Annotated in this window: 20 protein-coding genes; 11 read left to right on the top strand and 9 right to left on the bottom strand. The window is 66.2% G+C overall.

Annotation, left to right across the window (positions count from 1 at the left end; translation table 11 throughout):
• Positions 1–47: 47 nt before the first annotated feature.
• On the bottom strand, positions 48–1,604 hold the full coding sequence (locus SBP01_RS09470; RefSeq protein ID WP_275215005.1) for a circularly permuted type 2 ATP-grasp protein: 1,557 nt from the start codon (positions 1,602–1,604) through the stop codon (positions 48–50).
• 113 nt (positions 1,605–1,717) lie between these two features.
• Between SBP01_RS09470 and SBP01_RS09465 the strand changes: the two genes are divergently transcribed.
• Together SBP01_RS09465 and pepN are read left to right on the top strand one after the other, a co-directional pair.
• Positions 1,718–2,782 carry a YeiH family protein gene (locus SBP01_RS09465; RefSeq protein WP_414004284.1) on the top strand — a complete coding sequence of 355 codons (1,065 nt, stop codon included), beginning with the start codon at positions 1,718–1,720 and terminating at the stop codon, positions 2,780–2,782.
• Between the two features lie 53 nt (positions 2,783–2,835).
• Positions 2,836–5,511 (top strand): aminopeptidase N, encoded by a 2,676-nt coding sequence (gene pepN / locus SBP01_RS09460; RefSeq protein WP_320538231.1) that lies wholly within the window; start codon positions 2,836–2,838, stop codon positions 5,509–5,511.
• A 3-nt stretch (positions 5,512–5,514) separates the two neighbouring features.
• Here pepN and SBP01_RS09455 read toward each other — a convergent pair whose 3' ends face one another.
• The 5 genes from SBP01_RS09455 to SBP01_RS09435 form a co-directional block, all read right to left on the bottom strand.
• On the bottom strand, positions 5,515–6,606 hold the full coding sequence (locus SBP01_RS09455) for a biotin/lipoate A/B protein ligase family protein (RefSeq protein WP_320538230.1): 1,092 nt from the start codon (positions 6,604–6,606) through the stop codon (positions 5,515–5,517).
• Between the two features lie 92 nt (positions 6,607–6,698).
• On the bottom strand, positions 6,699–6,956 hold the full coding sequence (locus SBP01_RS09450; protein ID WP_024365679.1) for a type B 50S ribosomal protein L31: 258 nt from the start codon (positions 6,954–6,956) through the stop codon (positions 6,699–6,701).
• Between the two features lie 136 nt (positions 6,957–7,092).
• Positions 7,093–7,917, bottom strand: coding sequence for an RNA methyltransferase (locus SBP01_RS09445; protein ID WP_320538229.1), 825 nt, complete (start codon positions 7,915–7,917; stop codon positions 7,093–7,095).
• Between the two features lie 7 nt (positions 7,918–7,924).
• Positions 7,925–8,710 (bottom strand): sulfite exporter TauE/SafE family protein, encoded by a 786-nt coding sequence (locus SBP01_RS09440; protein WP_320538228.1) that lies wholly within the window; start codon positions 8,708–8,710, stop codon positions 7,925–7,927.
• Positions 8,711–8,725: 15 nt separating this feature from the next.
• A complete protein-coding gene (locus tag SBP01_RS09435) occupies positions 8,726–9,511 on the bottom strand; it encodes an ABC transporter ATP-binding protein (protein WP_320538227.1) in 786 nt (261 codons plus the stop codon).
• A gap of 155 nt (positions 9,512–9,666) precedes the next feature.
• Between SBP01_RS09435 and serB the strand changes: the two genes are divergently transcribed.
• A complete protein-coding gene (gene serB / locus SBP01_RS09430) occupies positions 9,667–10,560 on the top strand; it encodes a phosphoserine phosphatase SerB (RefSeq protein WP_320538226.1) in 894 nt (297 codons plus the stop codon).
• 82 nt (positions 10,561–10,642) lie between these two features.
• On the opposite strand, the gene SBP01_RS09425 is transcribed toward serB, so the two are convergent.
• Both SBP01_RS09425 and SBP01_RS09420 read right to left on the bottom strand, forming a co-directional pair.
• Positions 10,643–11,395: an SDR family oxidoreductase gene (locus SBP01_RS09425; protein WP_275215020.1), complete on the bottom strand. Its 753-nt coding sequence runs from the start codon at positions 11,393–11,395 to the stop codon at positions 10,643–10,645.
• 192 nt (positions 11,396–11,587) lie between these two features.
• A complete protein-coding gene (locus SBP01_RS09420) occupies positions 11,588–12,310 on the bottom strand; it encodes a beta-ketoacyl-ACP reductase (RefSeq protein ID WP_275215021.1) in 723 nt (240 codons plus the stop codon).
• Between the two features lie 143 nt (positions 12,311–12,453).
• On the opposite strand from SBP01_RS09420, the gene SBP01_RS09415 reads away from it, so the two are divergent.
• From SBP01_RS09415 to map, 5 genes are all read left to right on the top strand, one after another.
• Entirely contained in the window at positions 12,454–12,891 is a 438-nt protein-coding gene (locus SBP01_RS09415; RefSeq protein WP_275215023.1) for a DUF3099 domain-containing protein, read from the top strand.
• The gene (locus SBP01_RS09410; RefSeq protein ID WP_275215025.1) at positions 12,888–13,160 is read left to right on the top strand and encodes a hypothetical protein; all 273 of its coding nucleotides are present in this window, start codon (positions 12,888–12,890) and stop codon (positions 13,158–13,160) included. The genes SBP01_RS09415 and SBP01_RS09410 overlap by 4 nt, the downstream gene beginning before the upstream one ends.
• On the top strand, positions 13,161–14,051 hold the full coding sequence (locus SBP01_RS09405) for an SURF1 family protein (protein ID WP_320538225.1): 891 nt from the start codon (positions 13,161–13,163) through the stop codon (positions 14,049–14,051).
• 1 nt (position 14,052) lies between these two features.
• Positions 14,053–14,532: a YbaK/EbsC family protein gene (locus SBP01_RS09400; RefSeq protein WP_320538224.1), complete on the top strand. Its 480-nt coding sequence runs from the start codon at positions 14,053–14,055 to the stop codon at positions 14,530–14,532.
• Between the two features lie 71 nt (positions 14,533–14,603).
• Positions 14,604–15,416: a type I methionyl aminopeptidase gene (gene map, locus SBP01_RS09395; protein WP_320538223.1), complete on the top strand. Its 813-nt coding sequence runs from the start codon at positions 14,604–14,606 to the stop codon at positions 15,414–15,416.
• On the opposite strand, the gene SBP01_RS09390 is transcribed toward map, so the two are convergent.
• The gene (locus SBP01_RS09390) at positions 15,413–17,011 is read right to left on the bottom strand and encodes an ABC-F family ATP-binding cassette domain-containing protein (protein WP_320538222.1); all 1,599 of its coding nucleotides are present in this window, start codon (positions 17,009–17,011) and stop codon (positions 15,413–15,415) included. The genes map and SBP01_RS09390 overlap by 4 nt on opposite strands.
• Positions 17,012–17,282: 271 nt before the next feature.
• On the opposite strand from SBP01_RS09390, the gene SBP01_RS09385 reads away from it, so the two are divergent.
• From SBP01_RS09385 to SBP01_RS09375, 3 genes are read left to right on the top strand one after another with little or no spacing between them, the layout of a single operon-like run.
• On the top strand, positions 17,283–17,921 hold the full coding sequence (locus SBP01_RS09385; protein WP_320538221.1) for a biotin transporter BioY: 639 nt from the start codon (positions 17,283–17,285) through the stop codon (positions 17,919–17,921).
• 6 nt (positions 17,922–17,927) lie between these two features.
• Positions 17,928–18,644 (top strand): ABC transporter ATP-binding protein, encoded by a 717-nt coding sequence (locus SBP01_RS09380; RefSeq protein WP_320538220.1) that lies wholly within the window; start codon positions 17,928–17,930, stop codon positions 18,642–18,644.
• Positions 18,641–19,264 (top strand): energy-coupling factor transporter transmembrane protein EcfT, encoded by a 624-nt coding sequence (locus SBP01_RS09375; RefSeq protein ID WP_320538219.1) that lies wholly within the window; start codon positions 18,641–18,643, stop codon positions 19,262–19,264. Before SBP01_RS09380 ends, SBP01_RS09375 begins: the two co-directional genes overlap by 4 nt.
• Positions 19,265–19,304 lie beyond the last annotated feature (40 nt).

Genomic DNA, 19,304 nt, shown 5'->3' with positions numbered 1-19,304 from the left:
CTGCGGGGTTGAACCCATGGGTGATGATGCGGGATTCAGGTGACGGCTCACTGCTGCTGCTCCGGCTGGCGGTCCCGCCAATTGCTTTCAACCGGCCAGACGGACACACGCTCACGGATGGAGATCGTGGGCCGCGGAACCGTCTCCACCGGCACCTGCGGCGAACCGGCCAGCACCCACGTGTCCTTGGACCCGCCGCCCTGGCTGGAATTCACTATCAGGGAGCCTTCCTTGAGCGCCACACGGGTCAGGCCGCCGGGCAGCACCCAGACGTCGTCGCCGTCGTTCACTGCGAAAGGGCGCAGGTCCACATGGCGGGGGCCGAACTTGTCCCCACCCAGGGTGGGCACCGTGGACAGCTGCAGGACGGGCTGCGCGATCCACCCGCGCGGGTCCGCAATGACCCGGTGGCGGAGGGCCTCAAGCTCATCCTTGGACGCATCCGGACCAATCACCAGGCCCTTGCCGCCGGACCCGTCCACGGGCTTGACCACAAGCTCGGCGAGGTTGTCCAGGACGTACTCGCGGGCTTCCTTCTCCTCAAGCCGGTAGGTGTCCACGTTCGCGATGATGGGTTCCTCGCTGAGGTAATAACGGATGAGGTCCGGGACATAGCTGTACACCAGCTTGTCATCGGCCACGCCGTTGCCCACAGCGTTGGCGATGGTCACGCCGCCGGCGCGGGCGGCGTTGACCAGGCCGGGGCAGCCCAGCATGGAGTCCGACCGGAACTGCAGGGGGTCCAGGAACTCGTCGTCGATGCGTTTGTAAATCACATCCACACGCTGCTCGCCGGCGGTGGTGCGCATGTAAACACGGTTGCCGCGGCAGATGAGGTCCCGGCCCTCGACCAGTTCCACGCCCATCAGGCCGGCCAGCAGGGTGTGTTCAAAGTAGGCGCTGTTGAAGACACCGGGGGTCAGCACCACCACCGTGGGGTCGTCGACGCCGGCGGGTGCCGTTTTACGCAGTGCCGACAGGAGCCGGCGCGGGTACTCCTCCACGGGCCGGATCAGCTGCTGGCCGAAGGCCTCGGGCAGGCCCTTGGCCATGGCGCGACGGTTCTCCAGGACATAGCTGACGCCCGAGGGGACGCGAACGTTGTCCTCCAGGACCCGGAACGTCCCGGCAGCGTCACGGACCACATCGATGCCGGAGATGTGCACCCGGACCCCGCCCGCAGGTTCGAAGCCGTGCACCTGGCGGTGGAAGTGGGCGCTGGTGGTGACGAGCTGGCGCGGGATCACGCCGTCAGCCACCACATTCATTTTGTCGTAGACGTCGTTGAGGAACGCTTCCAGGGCCCGCACGCGCTGCGCCACGCCCTTTTCCAGCACAGTCCACTCATCGGCCGGAATGATACGGGGCACAATATCGAGCGGAAATGGCCGCTCCTCCCCCGCAAAGTCAAAGGTCACACCACGGTCCAGGAACGTCCGTGCCATGGAGTCCGCGCGGGCACTGACGTCGGCGAGGGAAAGCTTGCGGAGCGCGTCCGCCACCTCCACGTATGAGCCGCGGGCTTCCTGGCCCGGCGCGAACATCTCGTCGTAGGCGCCGGTGCGCCCGGCGGCCTCGGAGTAATCCTGGAATAGGTCTGACATGTCCTTTAGCCAACCATCTTTTTGTTTCGAATTCATTACCGCCATCCATTGTGGCGTGTTGCGCTACCGCCGCCGGTTCGTTGAATACACGCGTCATCCGGCAAGGTAAGTGAATGCCAGAGAAGACTAGCAAAGGGAGCGCCGGGGGCAGCAGCCGCCGGGGATGGGCCGGCCGCGGGCTGCCCGGGGATGCCGACAGGCTCATTCCCGGCCTGCTCACTGCGGCCGTGGCTCTCGCCGGCGCTTTCGCCGTGCATGCCATGGTGCCCGTCCTGCCTGCCATGACCGGGGCCGTGGCCCTGGGGCTGCTTGCGGCCAACCTGCCGGGAACAGCCGCCTGGATCTCGGGCCGGGCAAGGCCGGGACTCGATTTCGCGGGCAAACACCTGATGCGGGGCGGCATTGTCCTGCTGGGCCTGAAGGTGAGCGTCGTGGACATCCTGGACCTGGGGTGGCTGGCCATGGTTGTGGTCACGGGAGTGGTGCTGCTCAGCTTCGCCGGCACCTACGCCCTGTGCAGGCTGTTCAGGTTGCCCTCCCCGACCGCGCTCCTGGTGGCCACCGGATTCGCCATTTGCGGGGCGTCCGCCATCGGCGCCATGGCGGCGGTGCGGCGCATCCGGCACGCAGACACCGTTCTGCCGGTGGCGCTGGTGACTCTGTGCGGCACCATGGCGATCGGACTGCTGCCGCTGCTGATGCATCCGCTGCGCCTGAGCCCCCTGGCGTTCGGAGCCTGGACCGGCGCATCCGTGCACGACGTCGGCCAGGTGGTGGCCACCGCACAGTCCGCCGGGACGGCCGCCCTGGGGATCGCCGTGGTGGTCAAGCTGACTCGTGTGCTGCTCCTGGCGCCGGTGGTGGCCGTGGCAGGCATGCACCACCGCGCGAAGGCAGATGCCCGGCAACATGTGCCAGTGCCCCTGATCCCCCTTTTTGTGGCCGGGTTTGTGGCCATGGTCGCGCTCCGGTCCACGGGATGGCTCCCTCCGGGCGTACTTGACGCCGGCGCCGGACTGCAGGACATCCTGCTCGGGGCTGCACTGTTCGGACTCGGGTCCGCAGTGCGGATCCGCACACTCCTGCACACCGGAGCGCGGGCGCTGCTTGCGGCGCTTGCGGCGTGGCTCCTGATCGCCCTGCTCGGCCTGGCAGCCGCCCTGCTCATCACCCCCTAGCCGCGGGCCGGCGTCGTGATTCCCGGCACGGTCCTCCGTGATTAGATAGCTGGGTGTCACATGAGAATCTGCAGCGCAGCGAAGCCGCCACCCGTTCAGCCCTGATCACCACGCACAGTTACGACGTCTCCCTGGACGTACGGCAGGCGGCGGATCCGGAGGTGGCAGGCTACACCAGCCGGAGCATCATCCATTTTTCGGCGGCACTGCCCGGCGCCGGCTCGCCCGCGGCTCCGGCCGGGAAGCCCGACGAGGGGCACACCGCGAAGCCGGCCCGGACGTTCCTGGATTTCATCTCCGGCGACGTGCACAGCGTGATCCTCAACGGGAAATCCCTGCCGCTGGCGGACGTTGTGGACGGTTCCCGCATCCGGCTGGACAACCTCCTGGCCGAGAATCAGGTGACAGTGACCGGAACAGCGCTGTACAGCCGGTCAGGCGAGGGCATGCACCGTTTCGTGGATCCCGCCGACGGCCAGTGCTACCTCTATACGCAGTACGAGCCCGCCGACGCGCGCCGGGTGTTCGCCAACTTCGAGCAGCCGGACCTGAAAGCCGAATTCACCTTCCACGTGATGGCGCCGTCAGGCTGGCACGTCGCCTCCAACGGAGCGGAAGCCGCCCGCACCCCGCTGACCAGTGATCCGGACACCAGCCGCTGGGACTTCGCCACCACCAAACCGATGTCCACGTACATCACCACCGTCCTCGCCGGGCCCTACTTCAAGGCGGAGGACCACTGGAGCGCCACGCTTGAGGACGGCACGCACCTGGACGTGCCGCTGGCACTGTACTGCCGCGCCTCGATGGCTGATTCCTTCGACACCGCGGAACTTTTCCGTCTCACCAAGGATGGCCTGGCGTTCTTCAACCGGCTGTTCGGCTTCCCCTACCCCTGGGGCAAGTACGATCAGGCCTTTGTGCCGGAATACAACCTGGGCGCGATGGAAAACCCGGGACTGGTCACGTTCACCGAAAACTATGTGTTCACGTCGCGGGCCACCGATGCCCAGTACCAGGCACGCGCCACCACGCTGATGCATGAAATGGCACACATGTGGTTCGGGGACCTGGTGACCATGCAGTGGTGGAACGATCTGTGGCTGAAGGAGTCCTTCGCCGACTACATGGGCACCCTCGGGGTGGACCGCGCCACGACCTGGGAGACCGCCTGGGTGGGTTTCGCGAACAAGCGCAAGGGCTGGGCCTACGTACAGGACCAGCTGCCCACCACGCACCCCATTGTTGCGGACATCCCCGACCTTGAGGCCGCCAAGCAGAACTTCGACGGCATCACGTACGCCAAGGGCGCCTCGGTGCTCAAGCAGCTGGTCGCGTATGCGGGCTTTGATGCCTTCATCGCAGGCTCCCGGCAGTACTTCCGCGACCACGCCTATGGAAACACCACCCTGGCCGATCTCCTGTCCGCCCTGAGTGCGGCATCAGGCCGGGACCTGGCAGGCTGGGCAGCGCAATGGCTGCAGACCTCCGGGATCTCCACGCTGTCCCTGGACCTTGAGGATCACGACGGCGTCCTGGACTCCGTGACGATTGTCCAGGACGCCGTGGACCCGGTCACCGGACGGGAGGAACTGCGGCCGCACCGGCTTCGCGTGGGGCTCTACGACTTCGACGGCGACGGCGCCCTGGTCCGGACGGGCAGCGTTGAGACCGACGCGGCCGGTCACAGGACCGAAGTGCCGGAGCTCGCCGGCCGGCCCCGGCCTGCGCTCCTGCTGCCCAACGACGACGACCTGACCTATGCCAAGGTCCGGCTCGACCCGGATTCTGAGGCCACGGTGCTGTCATCGCTGGGCCGGATCACCGACCCCATGGCAAGGGCGCTCTGCTGGACAGCCCTGTGGAACTCCGCCCGTGATGCGGAGAGCCCTGCCGCCCGCTACGTGGATGCGGTCACCGCGTTCGGACCGTCCGAAACCGGGATCGGCGTGCTGCTGAACATCCTCGAAAACGCCGACACCGCCGTCGAACGCTATACCCCCGCGTCCCAACGGGCCGCCCTGCGTCGCGACTTCCTGGCGGCTGCCGCGGACCAGCTGGAACTGGCCGCCCCGGGCTCGGACCACCAGCTGGGCTGGGCCCGGACGGTGGCTACGGTCAGCCGCCGGGACAATTCCCTCCTGGCCCGGCTCCGGGGCATCCTGGACGGTGCGGTGACTGTCGAGGGCCTCGCTGTCGACGCCGAGCTGCGCTGGCACATCTGGCATGCGCTGGCCGCCCATGGCGAGGCTACGGTGGCCGAACTCGACGCCGAATTGGCGCGGGATACCACCGCCTCGGGCCGGGCCGGCCACGCCACCGCGCTCGCCGCCCGCCCTGACCCACAGGTCAAAGCCGACGCGTGGACGGAAGCCGTGCACGGGACCGCGCTGTCCAACCAGCTCCTCAGCGCTACGATCGCAGGTTTCACCACTGCGCCCCCTGCGCTGCTGGAGCCCTATGTCGAGCCGTATTTCGACTGCCTCCGCGATGTCTGGCAGAGCCGGAGCATCGAGATCGCCAGCAGGATTGTCCGGGGCCTGTTTCCCGCCGCGGAGGACCTGTCCGCTGATGGTGCCCGGCCGGAAAAGCAGCCGGTGGTGCTCCGGACCGATGCCTGGCTGGATGCCAACACTGAGGCACCGCGAGCCTTGCGCAGGATCGTGGTGGAACAGCGCAGCCACCTCCTGCGGGCGCTCACCGCGCAGCTGGGGTCACAGGGCCGGTAGCCCTCAGGGGACGCGGTGCAGCCATTCTTCGGTGCCGAACTTGGCGGCTACCCGTTCGCGGGCGGCTGCCAGTTCCCCGGCGGATAGTTCGGACGGCGTGGCCCCGTAGCGCTCGGTAAAGACCTCCATCATGGCCGCGATGATCTCGGTGCGGGCCATCCCGGTCTGCCGCCGCAGCGGGTCAACGCGTTTTTTGGCGCTGCGGGTGCCCTTGTCCGAGAGCTTTTCCTTGCCGATACGCAGCACCTCAACCATCTTGTCGGCATCGATGTCGTAGCTCATGGTGACGTGGTGCAGCATCCCGCCGTTGGCCAGGCGTTTCTGCGCCGCCCCGCCGATCTTGCCCTGCTCCGTGGCAATGTCGTTCAGCGGCACGTAAAAGGCGCTGATGCCCAGTTTCTCCAAAGCCGCCATCACCCAGGCATCCAGGAAGGCGTAGGAGTCAGCGAAGCTGATCCCGTCCACCAGTGTTTGGGGCACGTAGAGCGAGTACGTGATGCAGTTGCCGGCCTCCATGAACATCGCTCCCCCGCCGCTGATCCGGCGCACCACGGTGATGCCGTGCCTGGCCACGCCCTCAGGGTGCAGTTCGTTCCGGACCGACTGGAAGCTGCCGATCACCACGGACGGTTCCTCCCAGTCCCAGAAGCGCAGCGTGGGATTGCGGCGCCCGGAGCCCACCTCCTCGGTCAGGACCTCGTCCAGGGCGACGTTGACGTGGGTGGGCAGCACGGTGGGCGCGATGACATCCCATGTGTGGTCCGACCACGACGTTGCCCGTGCCAGCGCCCGGCGGACGGTGACGGCCACCGCATCGGCGGAGAAGCCGAACAGGACTGCGTCCGGCGGCAGCGAACCGGTCACTGCCGCGGAGAGCTCAGCCGCCGTCGTGCTTTCCGGAAGCCCGCTGAGGGCCCTGTTAATCTGCGGAAGCGCTTCGTCCGGTTCCAGGAAGAAGTCGCCACTGAGGGAGACATCAGAGAGCGCCCCGTCCACCACATCGAAGTCCACCACCACCAGCTTGCCGCCGGGGACTTTGTACTCGCCGTGGTGGCTGCGGGGGCGGTCTTCGGGTGCAGATGAAATGGCAGTCATGCCTTCCATCCTCCCCCACGTCCCGGACTCCGGAAACAACAAAGCCCGCACCGTTGCCGGTGCGGGCTTTGTAAGAACTTGGAGGAAGTGAGTTACTTCTTGCCGCCGAAGCCCTTGAAGCGAGCATTGAAGCGCTCGACGCGGCCTGCGGAGTCCATGATGCGCTGCTTACCCGTGTAGAACGGGTGGGACTCGGAGGAGATTTCGACGTCGATGACCGGGTAGGTGTTTCCGTCTTCCCACTCGATAGTCTTCTTGGAAGACACGGTGGACTTGGTCAGGAACTTGACGCCGGAAGCCAGGTCGTTGAAAACAACAGCTTCGTACTTCGGGTGTGTATCAGACTTCATAATGGGGCCTTTGTTCGCACAACTGGATTTTGCCAGCTGCCAGGTATGAATGGGATGGCTGGTGCCCGCATCAGTGCCACGATACAGAAGGCTCGAAGCAGAAACAGCAGGACAGCCAGCTATTAATGATAGCGGATCAGTGCGGCCCCTGCGAACTCCGGGGCCGGAGCTCCCAGAATGCCACGGCGGAGGCCGCCGCCACGTTCAAAGAATCCACCCCGGCACGCATGGGGATTTTCACGGCCAGGTCGACGGCGGCGAGCGTCTCTGGGCTCATGCCGGCGCCCTCCGTGCCCAGCACCAGGGCCAGCCTGTCCGGGTTGCTGGCGGCCAGCCGGTCAACGTCCACGGCGTCCCCGGTCAGTTCCAGTGCGGCGACGGTGAACCCATTCTGTTTGAGGACCGAGATGTCCTGCGGCCAGGATTCGAGCCGTGCCCACGGGACCTGGAACACGGTGCCCATGCTGACGCGCACGCTGCGCCGGTAGAGGGGATCGCCGCAGCGCGGCGAAATCAGGACGGCATCGATGTCCAGGGCAGCGGCGGAACGGAAGATGGCCCCGACGTTGGTGTGATCCACAATGTCTTCCAGGACAACCACCCGGCGGGCAGCTGCCAGAAGGTCCTGAAGCGGCACCGGTGCGGGCCGGTGCATCGCGGCCATGGCCCCGCGGTGCAGGTGGAATCCGGTGATCTCTTCCAGCAGCGCCGCGCTCCCGATGAACGCCGGCACATCCGGGTAGGCGGTCAGGACATCCTGCAGGTCCGCCAGCCATTTCTCGGCCAGGAAAAACGACCGCGGCCGGTGGCCTGCCGCCAGCGCCCGGCGCAGGACCCGTGACGATTCGGCGATGTACATGCCTTCGGCCGGCTCGCGGAGCTTCCGCAGGTGCACGTCAGTGAGCTGGGTGTAATCGGAGACGCGGGGATCCGCGGCAGATTCAAGGTAGTGGATTGTCACCGGCTGATTATTTCAGCAGATTGGCGATCATAAAGCCCAGTGCCACCAGGCCAAGGGCAAAGATCACGCCGCGGAGGACCGGCGGGGACAACCGACGGCCCACTTTGGACCCGACGAAGCCGCCAATCAGCGAACTGACCGCGATGATGGCCACCACCGGCCAGTTGATCCGCCCGAAGGCGAACAGCAGGTATGAGACTGCCGCCACAATGTTCACGCCGAGGACCAGAATGTTTTTCATGGCATTGGCGTTTTGGATGGTTCCGGCCATGAAGACACCCAGGATCCCTACCAGCAGGATGCCCTGGGCGGCCACGAAGTAGCCGCCGTAGACGCCCGCCAGGTACACCAGGACGATCAGCAGGATGCCGTGATTCCTGTCCTTGAGGGCGTGCTCCGGATTTTCCTCCCGGGACCGGACCCACCGCTGGAGCCGGGGCTGGAAGACCACCATCAGCAGGGCCAGGACAATCAGGGCCGGAGCAGCGTAGTAGAACACCTTTTCCGGGAGGTGGAGCAGCAGCCAGGCGCCGCTGATACCGCCGAGCAGGGAGGCAGGCAGCAGTTTGAGGAGCTGGCCGCCCCGGCCTTTGAGTTCCTTGCGATAACCCCAGGCGCCGGCGGCATTGCCGGCCACCAGCCCCATGGCGTTGCTGATGGAGGCAGTCACCGGGGCCACCCCGAGGGCGATCAGGACGGGGAAGGTGACCAGGGTGCCGGAGCCTACAACGGCGTTGATGGTGCCGGCCCACAGGCCGGCAAAAAACACAAGAATGCTGCTAAGAAGCTCCACTGCGGCGGTACCGCGTCAGCGGCGTGCTGTGGCCGTGTACCGGCCGGCGTTTTCGGTGACGTCCAGGGCCAGGCCGAAAGTGTTGCTGAGGTGCTCGTCGGTGAGCACCTCCTTGATGGGACCGGCGGCGACAACACCGCCGTCGCGCAGCAGCATGGCGTGCGTGAACCCTGGCGGCACCTCCTCGAGGTGGTGCGTGACCAGGACCATGGCCGGTGAGTCCTCATCGCTGGCGAGTTCGCCCAGCTTGTGTACGAGTTCCTCGCGGCCGCCGAGGTCCAGCCCTGCGGCGGGCTCGTCAAGGAGGAGCAGTTCGGGGTCCGTCATGAGGGCGCGGGCGATCTGCACGCGTTTGCGTTCACCTTCGGACAGTGTGGCAAAGGTCCGGTTCAGCATCGGGCCCATGCCCCAGTCGTTCAACAGCCGGAAGGCGCGCCGTTCGTCCGGCCGTTCGTATCCTTCACGCCAGCGGCCGGTCACGCCGTACGCCGCGGTGACCACAACGTTGAGGACATTCTCCGACTCGGGTATCTGGCTGGCCAGCGCCGCCGAGGACAGGCCAATCCGGGGACGAAGTTCGAAAACATCCACGCGGCCCATGGTTTCGTCCAGGATCCCGGCCGTGCCGCTGCTGGGATGGAGCCGGGCTGCAGCTACCTGCAGGAGAGTGGTCTTGCCGGCGCCGTTGGGTCCCAGGATGACCCAGCGTTCCCCCTCATTGACCTGCCAGTCCACCTTGTCCAATAGGGTCTTTTTGCCTCGGACAACGCTGACGGAAGCCATTTCAAGAACATCACTCATAGGAGTAGACACTAGGACAAAATCAGGGCCGACTGATAACTGATACCCGGCGGCGCGACGCGTGGAGGCACGCCGCGTCGATCCTCCGCCCAACGTGTGCGTTGTGTCGTGCCACGAATTCGGGCCCGTGGGCGGCGCTGACTAAGATTGCAGCCATGACTCCGAACGTGACTGCGGTCAGCTATGGCCCCAAACTGACCGACGCCGAGCTCGAACGGCTGCGATCCCTCTGGGCCGGCAGGGGCGCCACCGTCGAGTCGGAGTCGCGGGGCGGGGACCACAGGTTTGAGGTCCTCACCGCCGGACTCGTCGTGGCGGACAGCACCGCCGCCGGCGTCGCAGCCCTCCGCCGGGCCGTGGCGGATGCGGGCGTCGACGGACTGGATACCGCGATCGTCCCGGCCGGGCTGCGCGAGGCTCCCCGGAAGTTCCTGATCATGGACGTCGACTCGACCCTCATCCAGCAGGAAGTCATCGAACTCCTGGCGGCCTACGCCGGCAAACGCGAAGAGGTGGCCGCCGTCACCGAAGCCGCCATGCGCGGGGAACTGGACTTCGCGCAAAGCCTGCACGCGCGGGTGGCGGTGCTCGCAGGGCTGCCTGCCGCCGTCGTCGACGCTGTCCGGGCCGAAGTGCAGCTCAGTGAAGGTGCCGCTGAACTGGTGGCCGCCTTCAAGGCGGCAGGCCACGTTGTGGCGGTGGTCTCCGGAGGTTTCAACCAGGTCCTGCGCCCCATCGCCGAGGAGCTCGGCCTGGACTACTGGATCGCCAACGAATTGGAAATCCTCGACGGCGTCCTCACCGGCAGGGTGCTCGGCGCCGTCATTGACCGGGCCGCCAAGGAGAAATACCTGCGCGAATGGGCTGCTGCCGAAGGAATCGCCATGGAGCACACCATTGCGGTGGGCGACGGCGCCAACGACCTTGACATGCTCGGGGCCGCCGGGATCGGGGTGGCGTTCAACGCCAAGCCGGCAGTGCGGGCCGTGGCAGACTCGGCCATCAACATGCCCTACCTGGACACCGTCCGGTACATCGCCGGCGTTTGAACTCAAGCGAAAGGGCAGTTCGCGGCAATGTTCCTCAGGAACTCTGCCGCGAACTGCCCTTTCGCGTTACTTGCCTCTGGCGCTAGTTGGCGCTCTTACCGAAGTAGTCCGCGCCGCCTGCATACTCCGTGTGGCCGGACTTGACGTCCGCGGTAGCCATGCCGGCCACCACCTCAGCGAATTCCTCCACGGAGTAAAGCTTGCCGGCCTCGGCACGGCGGGCTTCGATGGCGCCCGGCGTGGCCCGGTCCAGGAGGGTGGCCGTGACCGTGCCCTCGATCATGTCACCGGACACGACCACCAGGGAGATGCCCTTTTCGGCCAGGTGCGGCACGAGTTCACGCAGCGCATCCTCACCGGCACGCTTGCTGCGGGCTACGGGCTCGTACGACGGCATGGTGGGCACAGTATCGATGAAGTGGGCCTGGTGGCTGGTCACAAAAACCACCCGGGACCCTTCCTTCATCAGCGGCACGGCCGCGTTGAGCATGTTAACCTGCGCATCCCGGTTCAGCTTGAGCGCGTAGTCCTCCTCCATGCCGGACTCCATGCCACCCGAAGCGTTGAGTACCAGCACGTCCAGCGAGCCGAAGTTCTCCATGGCCGCACTGGCCAGGGCCTGGACGCCTTCCTGGGTGGTCAGGTCCGCCCCCACCGCCACGGCACGGCCGCCGGCAGCTTCAATTCCCTGCACGACCTTGTTGGCCCGCGGCGCCTTCTGCCGGTAGTTCACTACAACGGCGGCGCCCTCGCCGGCCAGGATCTTTGCCACTTCGGCGCCGATCCCGCGGGAGGATCCGGTCACGATGGCTGTCTTGTTATCCAGCAGTCCCACAAGGGCTCCTTTGTTCGATACGTCTAAATCGCTTGGGGTCTGCAGTCCATCATGCCAGCGGCGGCTCCGTGTTCCCTTGTGCGACTCCCACAAAGATGCGCGTTCCGGCTAGTCGGCCGCAGCCCCCGGGAATCCCCGGCGGATTCCCGGGGAGTCCTGGGGAGTCCCGGGGAGTCCCCAGGTACGGCCGGGCTAGTGGCCCATCCCGAGGCCGCCGTCCACGGGAATGACGGCGCCGGAGATGTAGGCTGCCTCGTCGCTGGCAATCCAACGGACCACGTTGGCCACTTCCGAAGCTTCGGCAAAACGCCCTGCCGGAATGCTCGACAGGTAATCCTTCTGGGTGGCTTCGGGGAGTTCGGCGGTCATGTCCGTATTAATGAAGCCGGGAGCCACCACGTTGGCCGTGATGCCGCGGGAGCCCAGTTCCCGGGTCAGGGAACGGGCCACGCCAACAAGTCCGGCTTTGGACGCGGAGTAGTTGATCTGACCCGGGGCCCCATACAGCCCGGACACGGAGGAAATCAGGACCACGCGGCCTTTCCGCATCCGGATCATGCCCTTGGACGCCCGCTTGATAACGCGGAACGCGCCCGTGAGGTTGGTGTCAATGACGGAAGTGAAGTCATCCTCGCTCATGCGCAGCAGAAGAGTGTCCTTGGTAATCCCGGCGTTCGCTACCAGCACCTCCACCGGCCCGTGGGCTGCTTCCACTTCGCTGAAGGCCGCATCCACCGAGGCCTCATCGGTGACGTCGGCCTTGACGCCCAGGATTCCTGCCGGCAACCGGGACTCGCTCCGGTACGTCACAGCTACCTTGTCCCCGTTGGCCAGGAAAGCTTCAGCGATGGCCAGCCCGATGCCGCGGTTACCCCCGGTGATCAGGACGCTGCGGGCGGTGGTGGCTTCAGACATAGGACGCTCCGGGAATCTGCGGCAGGAAGCACCGCTGTAGAAACAGGTGGGATTTTTACTGCCTCCGATCTTAGCCTCCGTTTGGGTGCTTCTGCCGATAGTGGGAGAATGGAGCCAAGCCTTTGGAGCGTGATCAAACAGCCGTGACCCCTGAAAACAATGCTGGAGAGTTTGTGCCCGGAAACCCACCGCGGTTCTCCGGCGATAGCTCCGTCCACAGCATTACGGACGCCGCCACGGCTCACTCCGAGGACATGAGCCGACGCATGCGGAAGTATGCGCTGGCCATGGGCATCCGACTGGTTTGCCTCATCCTCGTTTTTGTTGTGGACGGCTGGTTCAAGCTGGTCATGGTGGCCGGGGCGGTGTTCCTCCCCTGGATTGCGGTGGTCATCGCCAACGGCAGCGACAAAGCCGAGGTCCACAGCGACTCGCTTCTCGACTACGTCCCGTTTGGTGAATTGGACAGCGCCGAAGACGTATCCGGGCAGGAAGAAGACGAACCGGCACCAGTGCTTCAGGGCGAACTTGTTGAGGACGACGACGAACCAACGCACGGACAGGAACGGCGCGCTTCATGAATATTTTCGACCTGGCCGCAGGGACCGCCGGTCCCCCCGCGGGCACCGCCGCCATGTGCTCCCGGAAAGCCTGCCGCAGCGAGGCCTCGTGGCAACTGCTGTGGAACAATCCCAAGATCCATACCCCGGAGCGACGCAAAATCTGGCTGGCCTGCGCGGAGCACCGCGCGTGGCTGGAGGACTACCTGCAGACGCGCGGGCTGTGGAAGGAGACTGTTGTGCTGGATTCCGGCCAGGGCGGCCACGAACCTTTGGGGCAGGACAGCTGAATGTACCGCTTTCTTTTCTCCAGCAAGTGGATGGGTTACCTCTTGCTTGCCGCCATCTTCGCCGCTGCCTGCGTCTTCCTGGGCAGGTGGCAGATGGACCGCCGTGCCGAAACCCTTGCCGAGATCAACCGCGTCGTAACCAATTATTCGGCCACGCCCATCTCCTTCGACCAGGCCAGGGAAGAGTTTTCCGCACTGGACCCAGCGAAGGAGTGGACCCAGGTGGAGCTCAAGGGCACCTACGACGTCGCCGGGCAGCGGGTTGTCCGTAACCGTCCGCTGAATGGGCAGCCCGGCTACGAGGTGGTTGTCCCGTTCAAGCTCGACGCCGGCCAGACCGTCATCATTGACCGCGGTTGGCTGCCCATCGGCAATAAGAACCCCGGCAGCCCGGATTCCGTCCCGGCACCCCCGTCCGGACCCGTGACAGCGGTAGTCCGTCTCAAGCACGGTGAGCCCCGGCTGGATCGCGGCGCACCCGAGGGCCAGCTCGCCTCCATCGACCTGCCGACCTACGCGGATCAGTTGCCGTACCCCGTGCTCACGGGCGCCTACGGCCAGTTGGCGTCCGAATCGCCGGCGCCGGCCGACTCCCCCGTACCGTTCCCGAAGCCTGCCACGGAGGAGGGAACACACCTGTCCTACTCGCTGCAATGGTTCGCCTTCGGCATTCTGATGTTCGTGGGCTTCGGCTATGCCGCACGGCAACAGGCCCGCAACGCCGCTATCGACGCCGAAGAGGAGGAGGATGAGGACGGGACCCGGGATTCGGGCAGCCCGGTCCACTCCGCAGCTGCGGCAGCCCGCCGTCGGCCGGCAGTCCCCCGGAAACGCAAGCACGCCACCTCTGAGGAAGAGGAAGACGCTCTCCTGGACGCGCAGGGCTTCTAGAGTGGCGGACCAGACCGTGCCCGCACCGGTGGCCAACGTCAAGCGGGCCCTGGCGGATTTTGGCCTCCGGGACACAGTGCGGGTCTTCAGCACGAGGGTGCCCACCGCGGCCGCGGCCGCCCAGGTCCTGGGTTGCGACGTCGCGGCGATCACCAACAGCCTGGTGTTTATGCTCGACGGCGGTCCGTTGCTGATACTCGCCAGCGGCGCCGCGAGGGTGGACACCGCCCTGGTGGCCGGCCATCTTGGAGCCGGAACCATCCGCCGGGCCAGCCCTGACTTCGTGCTAAAACACACCGGGCAGGAAGTGGGCGGCGTGGCACCGGTAGGACACCCGGCTAGGATCAGAACCCTGCTGGACGAATCCCTGGCCGCCCACCCCGTGCTGTGGGCCGGGGCGGGAGACCACCATTCCATGTTCAGCATCACTTACGATGAGCTGAAACTCATGACCGCAGCCCAAGAGCTCAAGGTGCGCTAGGTGTGTGCCGACAGGTGTCCGCCCACGCCGCCGCGTGAGGCGGGGCAGCGCATGCATACGAAAGGCGCCGCATGATCGAGATCCTGAACCCCGCCGAAGTGGCCCGCGCCAAGGAAACCGGCGCCGTGGTCGCTGAGATCCTGCAGACGCTGAAATCCCGCAGCACAGTGGGCACCAACCTCCTGGAGATCGATCAGTGGGCCAAGGCCATGATCCATCGGGCAGGAGCAGTGTCCTGTTACGTGGACTACGCGCCGTCCTTCGGTAACGGTCCGTTCGGACACTACATCTGCACGGGCGTCAACGACGCCGTGCTCCACGGGCTGCCGCGCGACTACACGCTTGCCGACGGCGACCTGCTGACGCTTGACCTGGCTGTCTCCAAGGAAGGCCTTGCTGCGGACGCTGCCATCAGCTTCATTGTGGGCGACTCGAAGCCTGCCGGGAGCGTGGCCATGATTGATGCCACCGAGCGTGCCTTGCGCGCCGGTATTGCGGCCGTCGGGCCGGGCGCCCGCATCGGCGATATCTCCTATGCCATCGGTTCGGTCCTCAGCGAGGCCGGCTACCCTGTGAACACGCAATTCGGAGGTCACGGCATCGGATCAACGATGCATCAGGACCCGCATGTGCCCAATACCGGGCGGCCGGGCCGCGGCTACAAGCTGCGGCCGGGGCTGCTGCTCGCGCTTGAACCGTGGGTCATGGAAGACACCGCGGAACTCGTCACCGACGCCGACGGCTGGACGCTCCGCAGCGCCACCGGTTGCCTGACGGCGCACACCGAGCACACCATCGCCATCACCGAGGACGGCGCAGACATTCTCACCCTGCCCGTTTCCAAGGCCGGCGGTCACGTCAAGGTGCCCGGCGTTGTGGCCTAAGCCAGCGTGATCAGGTCCAGGTAGTCTTCGTTCCAGTGGTCTTCGACGCCGTCCGGCAGCAGCACAACCCGCTCAGGGTTGAGGGCCTCGACTGCCCCCTCATCGTGGCTGACGAGGACGACGGCGCCGCTGTAGTTACGCAGCGCACCCAGGATTTCAGCGCGGCTGGCAGGGTCCAGGTTGTTGGTGGGCTCGTCGAGGAGGAGGACGTTGGCGCTGGACGCAACGATCGTGGCCAGGGCCAGGCGGGTCTTCTCACCGCCGGAAAGCACACCGGCAGGCTTCTCGACGTCGTCGCCGGAGAACAGGAATGAGCCGAGGATGCCGCGGACTTCGGCGTCCTTCATGTCCGGAGCCGAGGAACGCATGTTCTCCAGCACAGTCCGGTTTACGTCCAGGGTGTCGTGTTCCTGGGCGTAGTAGCCCACCTTCAGTCCGTGACCGGCGACAACTTCGCCGGTGTCCGGCTTGTCAACGCCGGCGAGCATCCGCAGGAGCGTGGTCTTGCCGGCGCCGTTGAGGCCCAGGATGACCACCTTGGAGCCGCGGTCAATGGCAAGGTCCACATCCGTGAAGATCTCCAGCGAGCCGTAGGATTTGCTGAGTCCCTCTGCCGTGAGCGGGGTCTTGCCGCAGGGTGACGGGTCGGGGAACCGCAGGGCGGCCACGCGGTCATTCTCGCGGACGGCTTCCAGGCCGCTGAGGAGGCGCTCGGCACGCTTGGCCATGTTCTGTGCTGCAACGGCCTTGGTGGCTTTGGCCCGCATCTTGTTGGCCTGGTCGAACAGGACCTGCGCCTTTTTCTCGGCGTTGGCGCGTTCACGCTTGCGGGCGCGCTCGTCGGTTTCGCGCTGTGTGAGGTAGCGCTTCCAGTCCATGTTGTAGAAGTCGATCTGCGCCCGGTTCGCGTCCAGCAGGAAGACCTTGTTAACGGTGGCTTCCAGCAGTTCGGTGTCGTGGCTGATCACAATCAGGCCGCCCTGGTGGTTCTTGAGGAATTCGCGCAGCCACGCGATGGAGTCCGCGTCAAGGTGGTTGGTGGGCTCGTCGAGGAGCATGGTCTCGGCGTCCGAGTACAGGATGCGGGCCAGTTCCACTCGGCGGCGCTGGCCACCGGAAAGGGTCTTCAGCGGCTGGTTGAGGATCCGGTCCGGCAGGGCCAGGTTGGAGCAGATCGCGGCGGCTTCGGCTTCGGCCGCGTAGCCGCCGGCGGCGAGGAATTCGGATTCCAGCCGGTCGTAGCGGTTCATGGCCTTGCGCTGGACCTCGGCGTTGTCGCTGGCCATTTCGTCGTGTGCTTTCCGGAGCTTGCCGACGGCGATGTCCAGTCCGCGGGCAGCGAGGATGCGGTCGCGGGCGAGCTGTTCCATGTCCGGGGTGCGTGGATCCTGCGGGAGGTAGCCGATCTCGCCCGTGCGGGTGACTTTGCCGGCAGCGGGCAGGCCTTCGCCGGCCAGGACCCGGGTGAGGGTGGTCTTGCCTGCTCCGTTACGGCCCACGAGACCGATCTTGTCGCCCTTGTCGATGCGGAAGCTCACCTGGTCCATAAGGAGCCGGGCGCCGGCGCGCAGTTCAAGATCCTGGACAGTAATCACAGCAGGTAAGGCCTTTCACAACAGGGAAACGCCGCAGCTCTACGGATGGTGTCTGGAGCAGCCGGGCAGAATGGCCGGACAGAACGGCCTATCCAAGTCTACCGGCCCCAGCTTCTCCTCCTAACCGCCGGACTCCAGGCCGCTGCTTGTATCCAGCCTGCAGCCTGGGCATGGCTGCTTAGTAGGTCTCCTACAAAAAAGCTCCCGACGGCGGCCGGTAACGTCAGGATCATCCCCATGCTCCGCTTGTACAACCACGACAGGACTACCCATGAGCCAGCCTGACACTGCCGTCACCGGCCCCGCCTCCTCCGACTCCCCCGCCCGCAGGCGCTGGGACGCGACCGACCTGGGCCTGATCGCCGTCTTCGCTGCCCTGGTTGCCGGCGCCGCGCTGGTCCCGGGCATCTCAGCCAACGTTTTCGGCGTCCCCATCACGTTCCAGACCCTCGCCGTGATGCTCACCGGCCTCATGCTTGGCCCGTCGCGGGGCTTCGCCGCCGTCGGCCTTTACACGCTGCTGGGCCTCGCAGGACTGCCGATCTTCAGCCAGGGCCGCAGCGGACTCGGCATCCTGGCCGGCCCCTCGGCGGGCTACATCATCGCGTTTCCCCTCGCCGCGGCCCTGGTGGGCTGGCTCGCCACGGTGATCATCCGGCGCACCTCAAAGGCCCGGGCGTTGTGGTTTTTTCTGGCCGCCACCGTAACCAGCATCACCCTGGTCCACACCCTCGGCGTCCTGGGAATGGCAGTGAACTCGAAGGCGACCCTCGGCGAGGCTTTCCTGGCCGACCTGGTCTTTTACCCCGGCGACATCATCAAGAACACTGTGGCCGCAGCGATCGCGGTTGCCCTGCACCGCACTTTCCCTGACCTGCTGGTCCGCCGGGTCAAGCGCATCGGCGCCTAACCAGCCATGGCAACAATTTCCTTCCGGCACGCATCCGTGGCAGTGGCCATGGACGGCCGCCCGGAGCCCAAAACGCTCCTGGCCGATGTCACCCTGGAGCTGACCGAACAGCGCATCGGAGTGATCGGGGCGAACGGATCCGGGAAGTCCACCCTGCTCCGGCTGCTCAATGGCCTGGTCCGGCCAACACGGGGCACCGTGACGGTTGACGGCGCCGACACCGTCCGGGCGGTGCGGGCCGTCCGACGGCAGGTGGGCTTCGTCTTCACCGATCCGCTTTCACAGCTGGTGATGCCGACAGGGCGCGAGGATGTTGAACTGTCGCTCCGGCGTTCCGTGAGGAATGGCAGCGAACGCCGGAGCCTGGCAGAGGCGGCCCTGGACCGCCTCGGGCTCCTGGGCCTGGCAGACCAGAGCATCTACGAGCTCTCCGGCGGCGAACGCCAGCTGATGGCGCTAGCGGCCGTGCTGGCTGTAAACCCGACGGTGCTGGTGCTCGATGAACCGTCCACGCTGCTGGACCTCCGAAACCGGGAGCTGCTCCGCCGCACCCTGGCCGTCCTTGGGCAGCAGATCATCATGTCCACCCATGACCTCGACCTGGCCATGGAAATGGACCGTGTGCTGGTGGTTGAGGGAGGGCGCGTGGTGTTCGACGGCGGCCCTGCGGCTGCCGTGGAAACGTACCGCAGGCTGTGCACCAGCGGGCTGGCCGCGCCGTGAGGGGCCATGGCTTCCTGCTGGCCAACTATGTTCCCGGCAACTCGGTGGTTCACCGGGCGCCGCTGTCCCTGAAGTTCCTGCTGGTGGTGGGCTGCGGGCTGGCCTCGTTCCTCATCGTGGACTGGCTGGTGTCCGCCGCCGGCTTCACGGTGATGTGCGGGCTCTTCCTGCTGACGGGGGCCGGTCCGCGGCGACTGCTCAGCGCCGTCCGGCCCCTGCTTCCGGTCCTGCTGGTCATCGGTACGTTCCAGTGGTGGCAACTCGGCGCTCCCACCGCGGCCCGGATCGTCCTGAACATTCTGATCTGTGTGGTGGCTGCGGCCCTGCTGACGGCCACCACCCCCATGCAGCGCCTGCTGGACGGGGTGGTGTCGCTGGCCATCCCGTTCCGCCGCTTCGGCGCGGATCCCGAGCGCTTCGCCCTGACCATCGGAGTGATGCTGCGCAGCATCCCCTATATTGCCGGAGCATTTGCCGATGTCCGCGATTCCGCCAGGGCACGCGGGCTGGAACGGAATCCGCGGGCGCTGGTCCTGCCTGTCTTCATCACTACCGTGGCTTACGCCCGCCAGACCGGCGAGGCGCTGGCGGCGCGGGGGCTCGGTGACGCTGAGGACTGAGTGGCCCCTCATCGAGCGGCGAGGTCTCGCCGCTATGCCG

The sequence above is a fragment of the Pseudarthrobacter sp. IC2-21 genome, assembly GCF_034048115.1.
Taxonomy (GTDB): domain Bacteria; phylum Actinomycetota; class Actinomycetes; order Actinomycetales; family Micrococcaceae; genus Arthrobacter; species Arthrobacter naphthalenicus.
Note: the sequence above shows the minus strand (reverse complement) of the source record. Positions and strands in the feature narration are given on the sequence as shown.

Excerpts from the sequence above, each read along its gene's own strand:
- SBP01_RS09465 (WP_414004284.1), top strand. The coding sequence starts at position 1,718 with ATGCCAGAGAAGACTAGCAAAGGGAGCGCCGGGGGCAGCAGCCGCCGG.
- SBP01_RS09420 (WP_275215021.1), bottom strand. The coding sequence starts at position 12,310 with ATGTCTGAAGCCACCACCGCCCGCAGCGTCCTGATCACCGGGGGTAAC.
- SBP01_RS09380 (WP_320538220.1), top strand. The coding sequence starts at position 17,928 with ATGGCAACAATTTCCTTCCGGCACGCATCCGTGGCAGTGGCCATGGAC.
- SBP01_RS09435 (WP_320538227.1), bottom strand. The coding sequence starts at position 9,511 with ATGAGTGATGTTCTTGAAATGGCTTCCGTCAGCGTTGTCCGAGGCAAA.
- SBP01_RS09405 (WP_320538225.1), top strand. The coding sequence starts at position 13,161 with ATGTACCGCTTTCTTTTCTCCAGCAAGTGGATGGGTTACCTCTTGCTT.
- SBP01_RS09385 (WP_320538221.1), top strand. The coding sequence starts at position 17,283 with ATGAGCCAGCCTGACACTGCCGTCACCGGCCCCGCCTCCTCCGACTCC.
- map (WP_320538223.1), top strand. The coding sequence starts at position 14,604 with ATGATCGAGATCCTGAACCCCGCCGAAGTGGCCCGCGCCAAGGAAACC.
- SBP01_RS09450 (WP_024365679.1), bottom strand. The coding sequence starts at position 6,956 with ATGAAGTCTGATACACACCCGAAGTACGAAGCTGTTGTTTTCAACGAC.
- SBP01_RS09410 (WP_275215025.1), top strand. The coding sequence starts at position 12,888 with ATGAATATTTTCGACCTGGCCGCAGGGACCGCCGGTCCCCCCGCGGGC.
- SBP01_RS09455 (WP_320538230.1), bottom strand. The coding sequence starts at position 6,606 with ATGACTGCCATTTCATCTGCACCCGAAGACCGCCCCCGCAGCCACCAC.
- serB (WP_320538226.1), top strand. The coding sequence starts at position 9,667 with ATGACTCCGAACGTGACTGCGGTCAGCTATGGCCCCAAACTGACCGAC.
- SBP01_RS09470 (WP_275215005.1), bottom strand. The coding sequence starts at position 1,604 with ATGTCAGACCTATTCCAGGATTACTCCGAGGCCGCCGGGCGCACCGGC.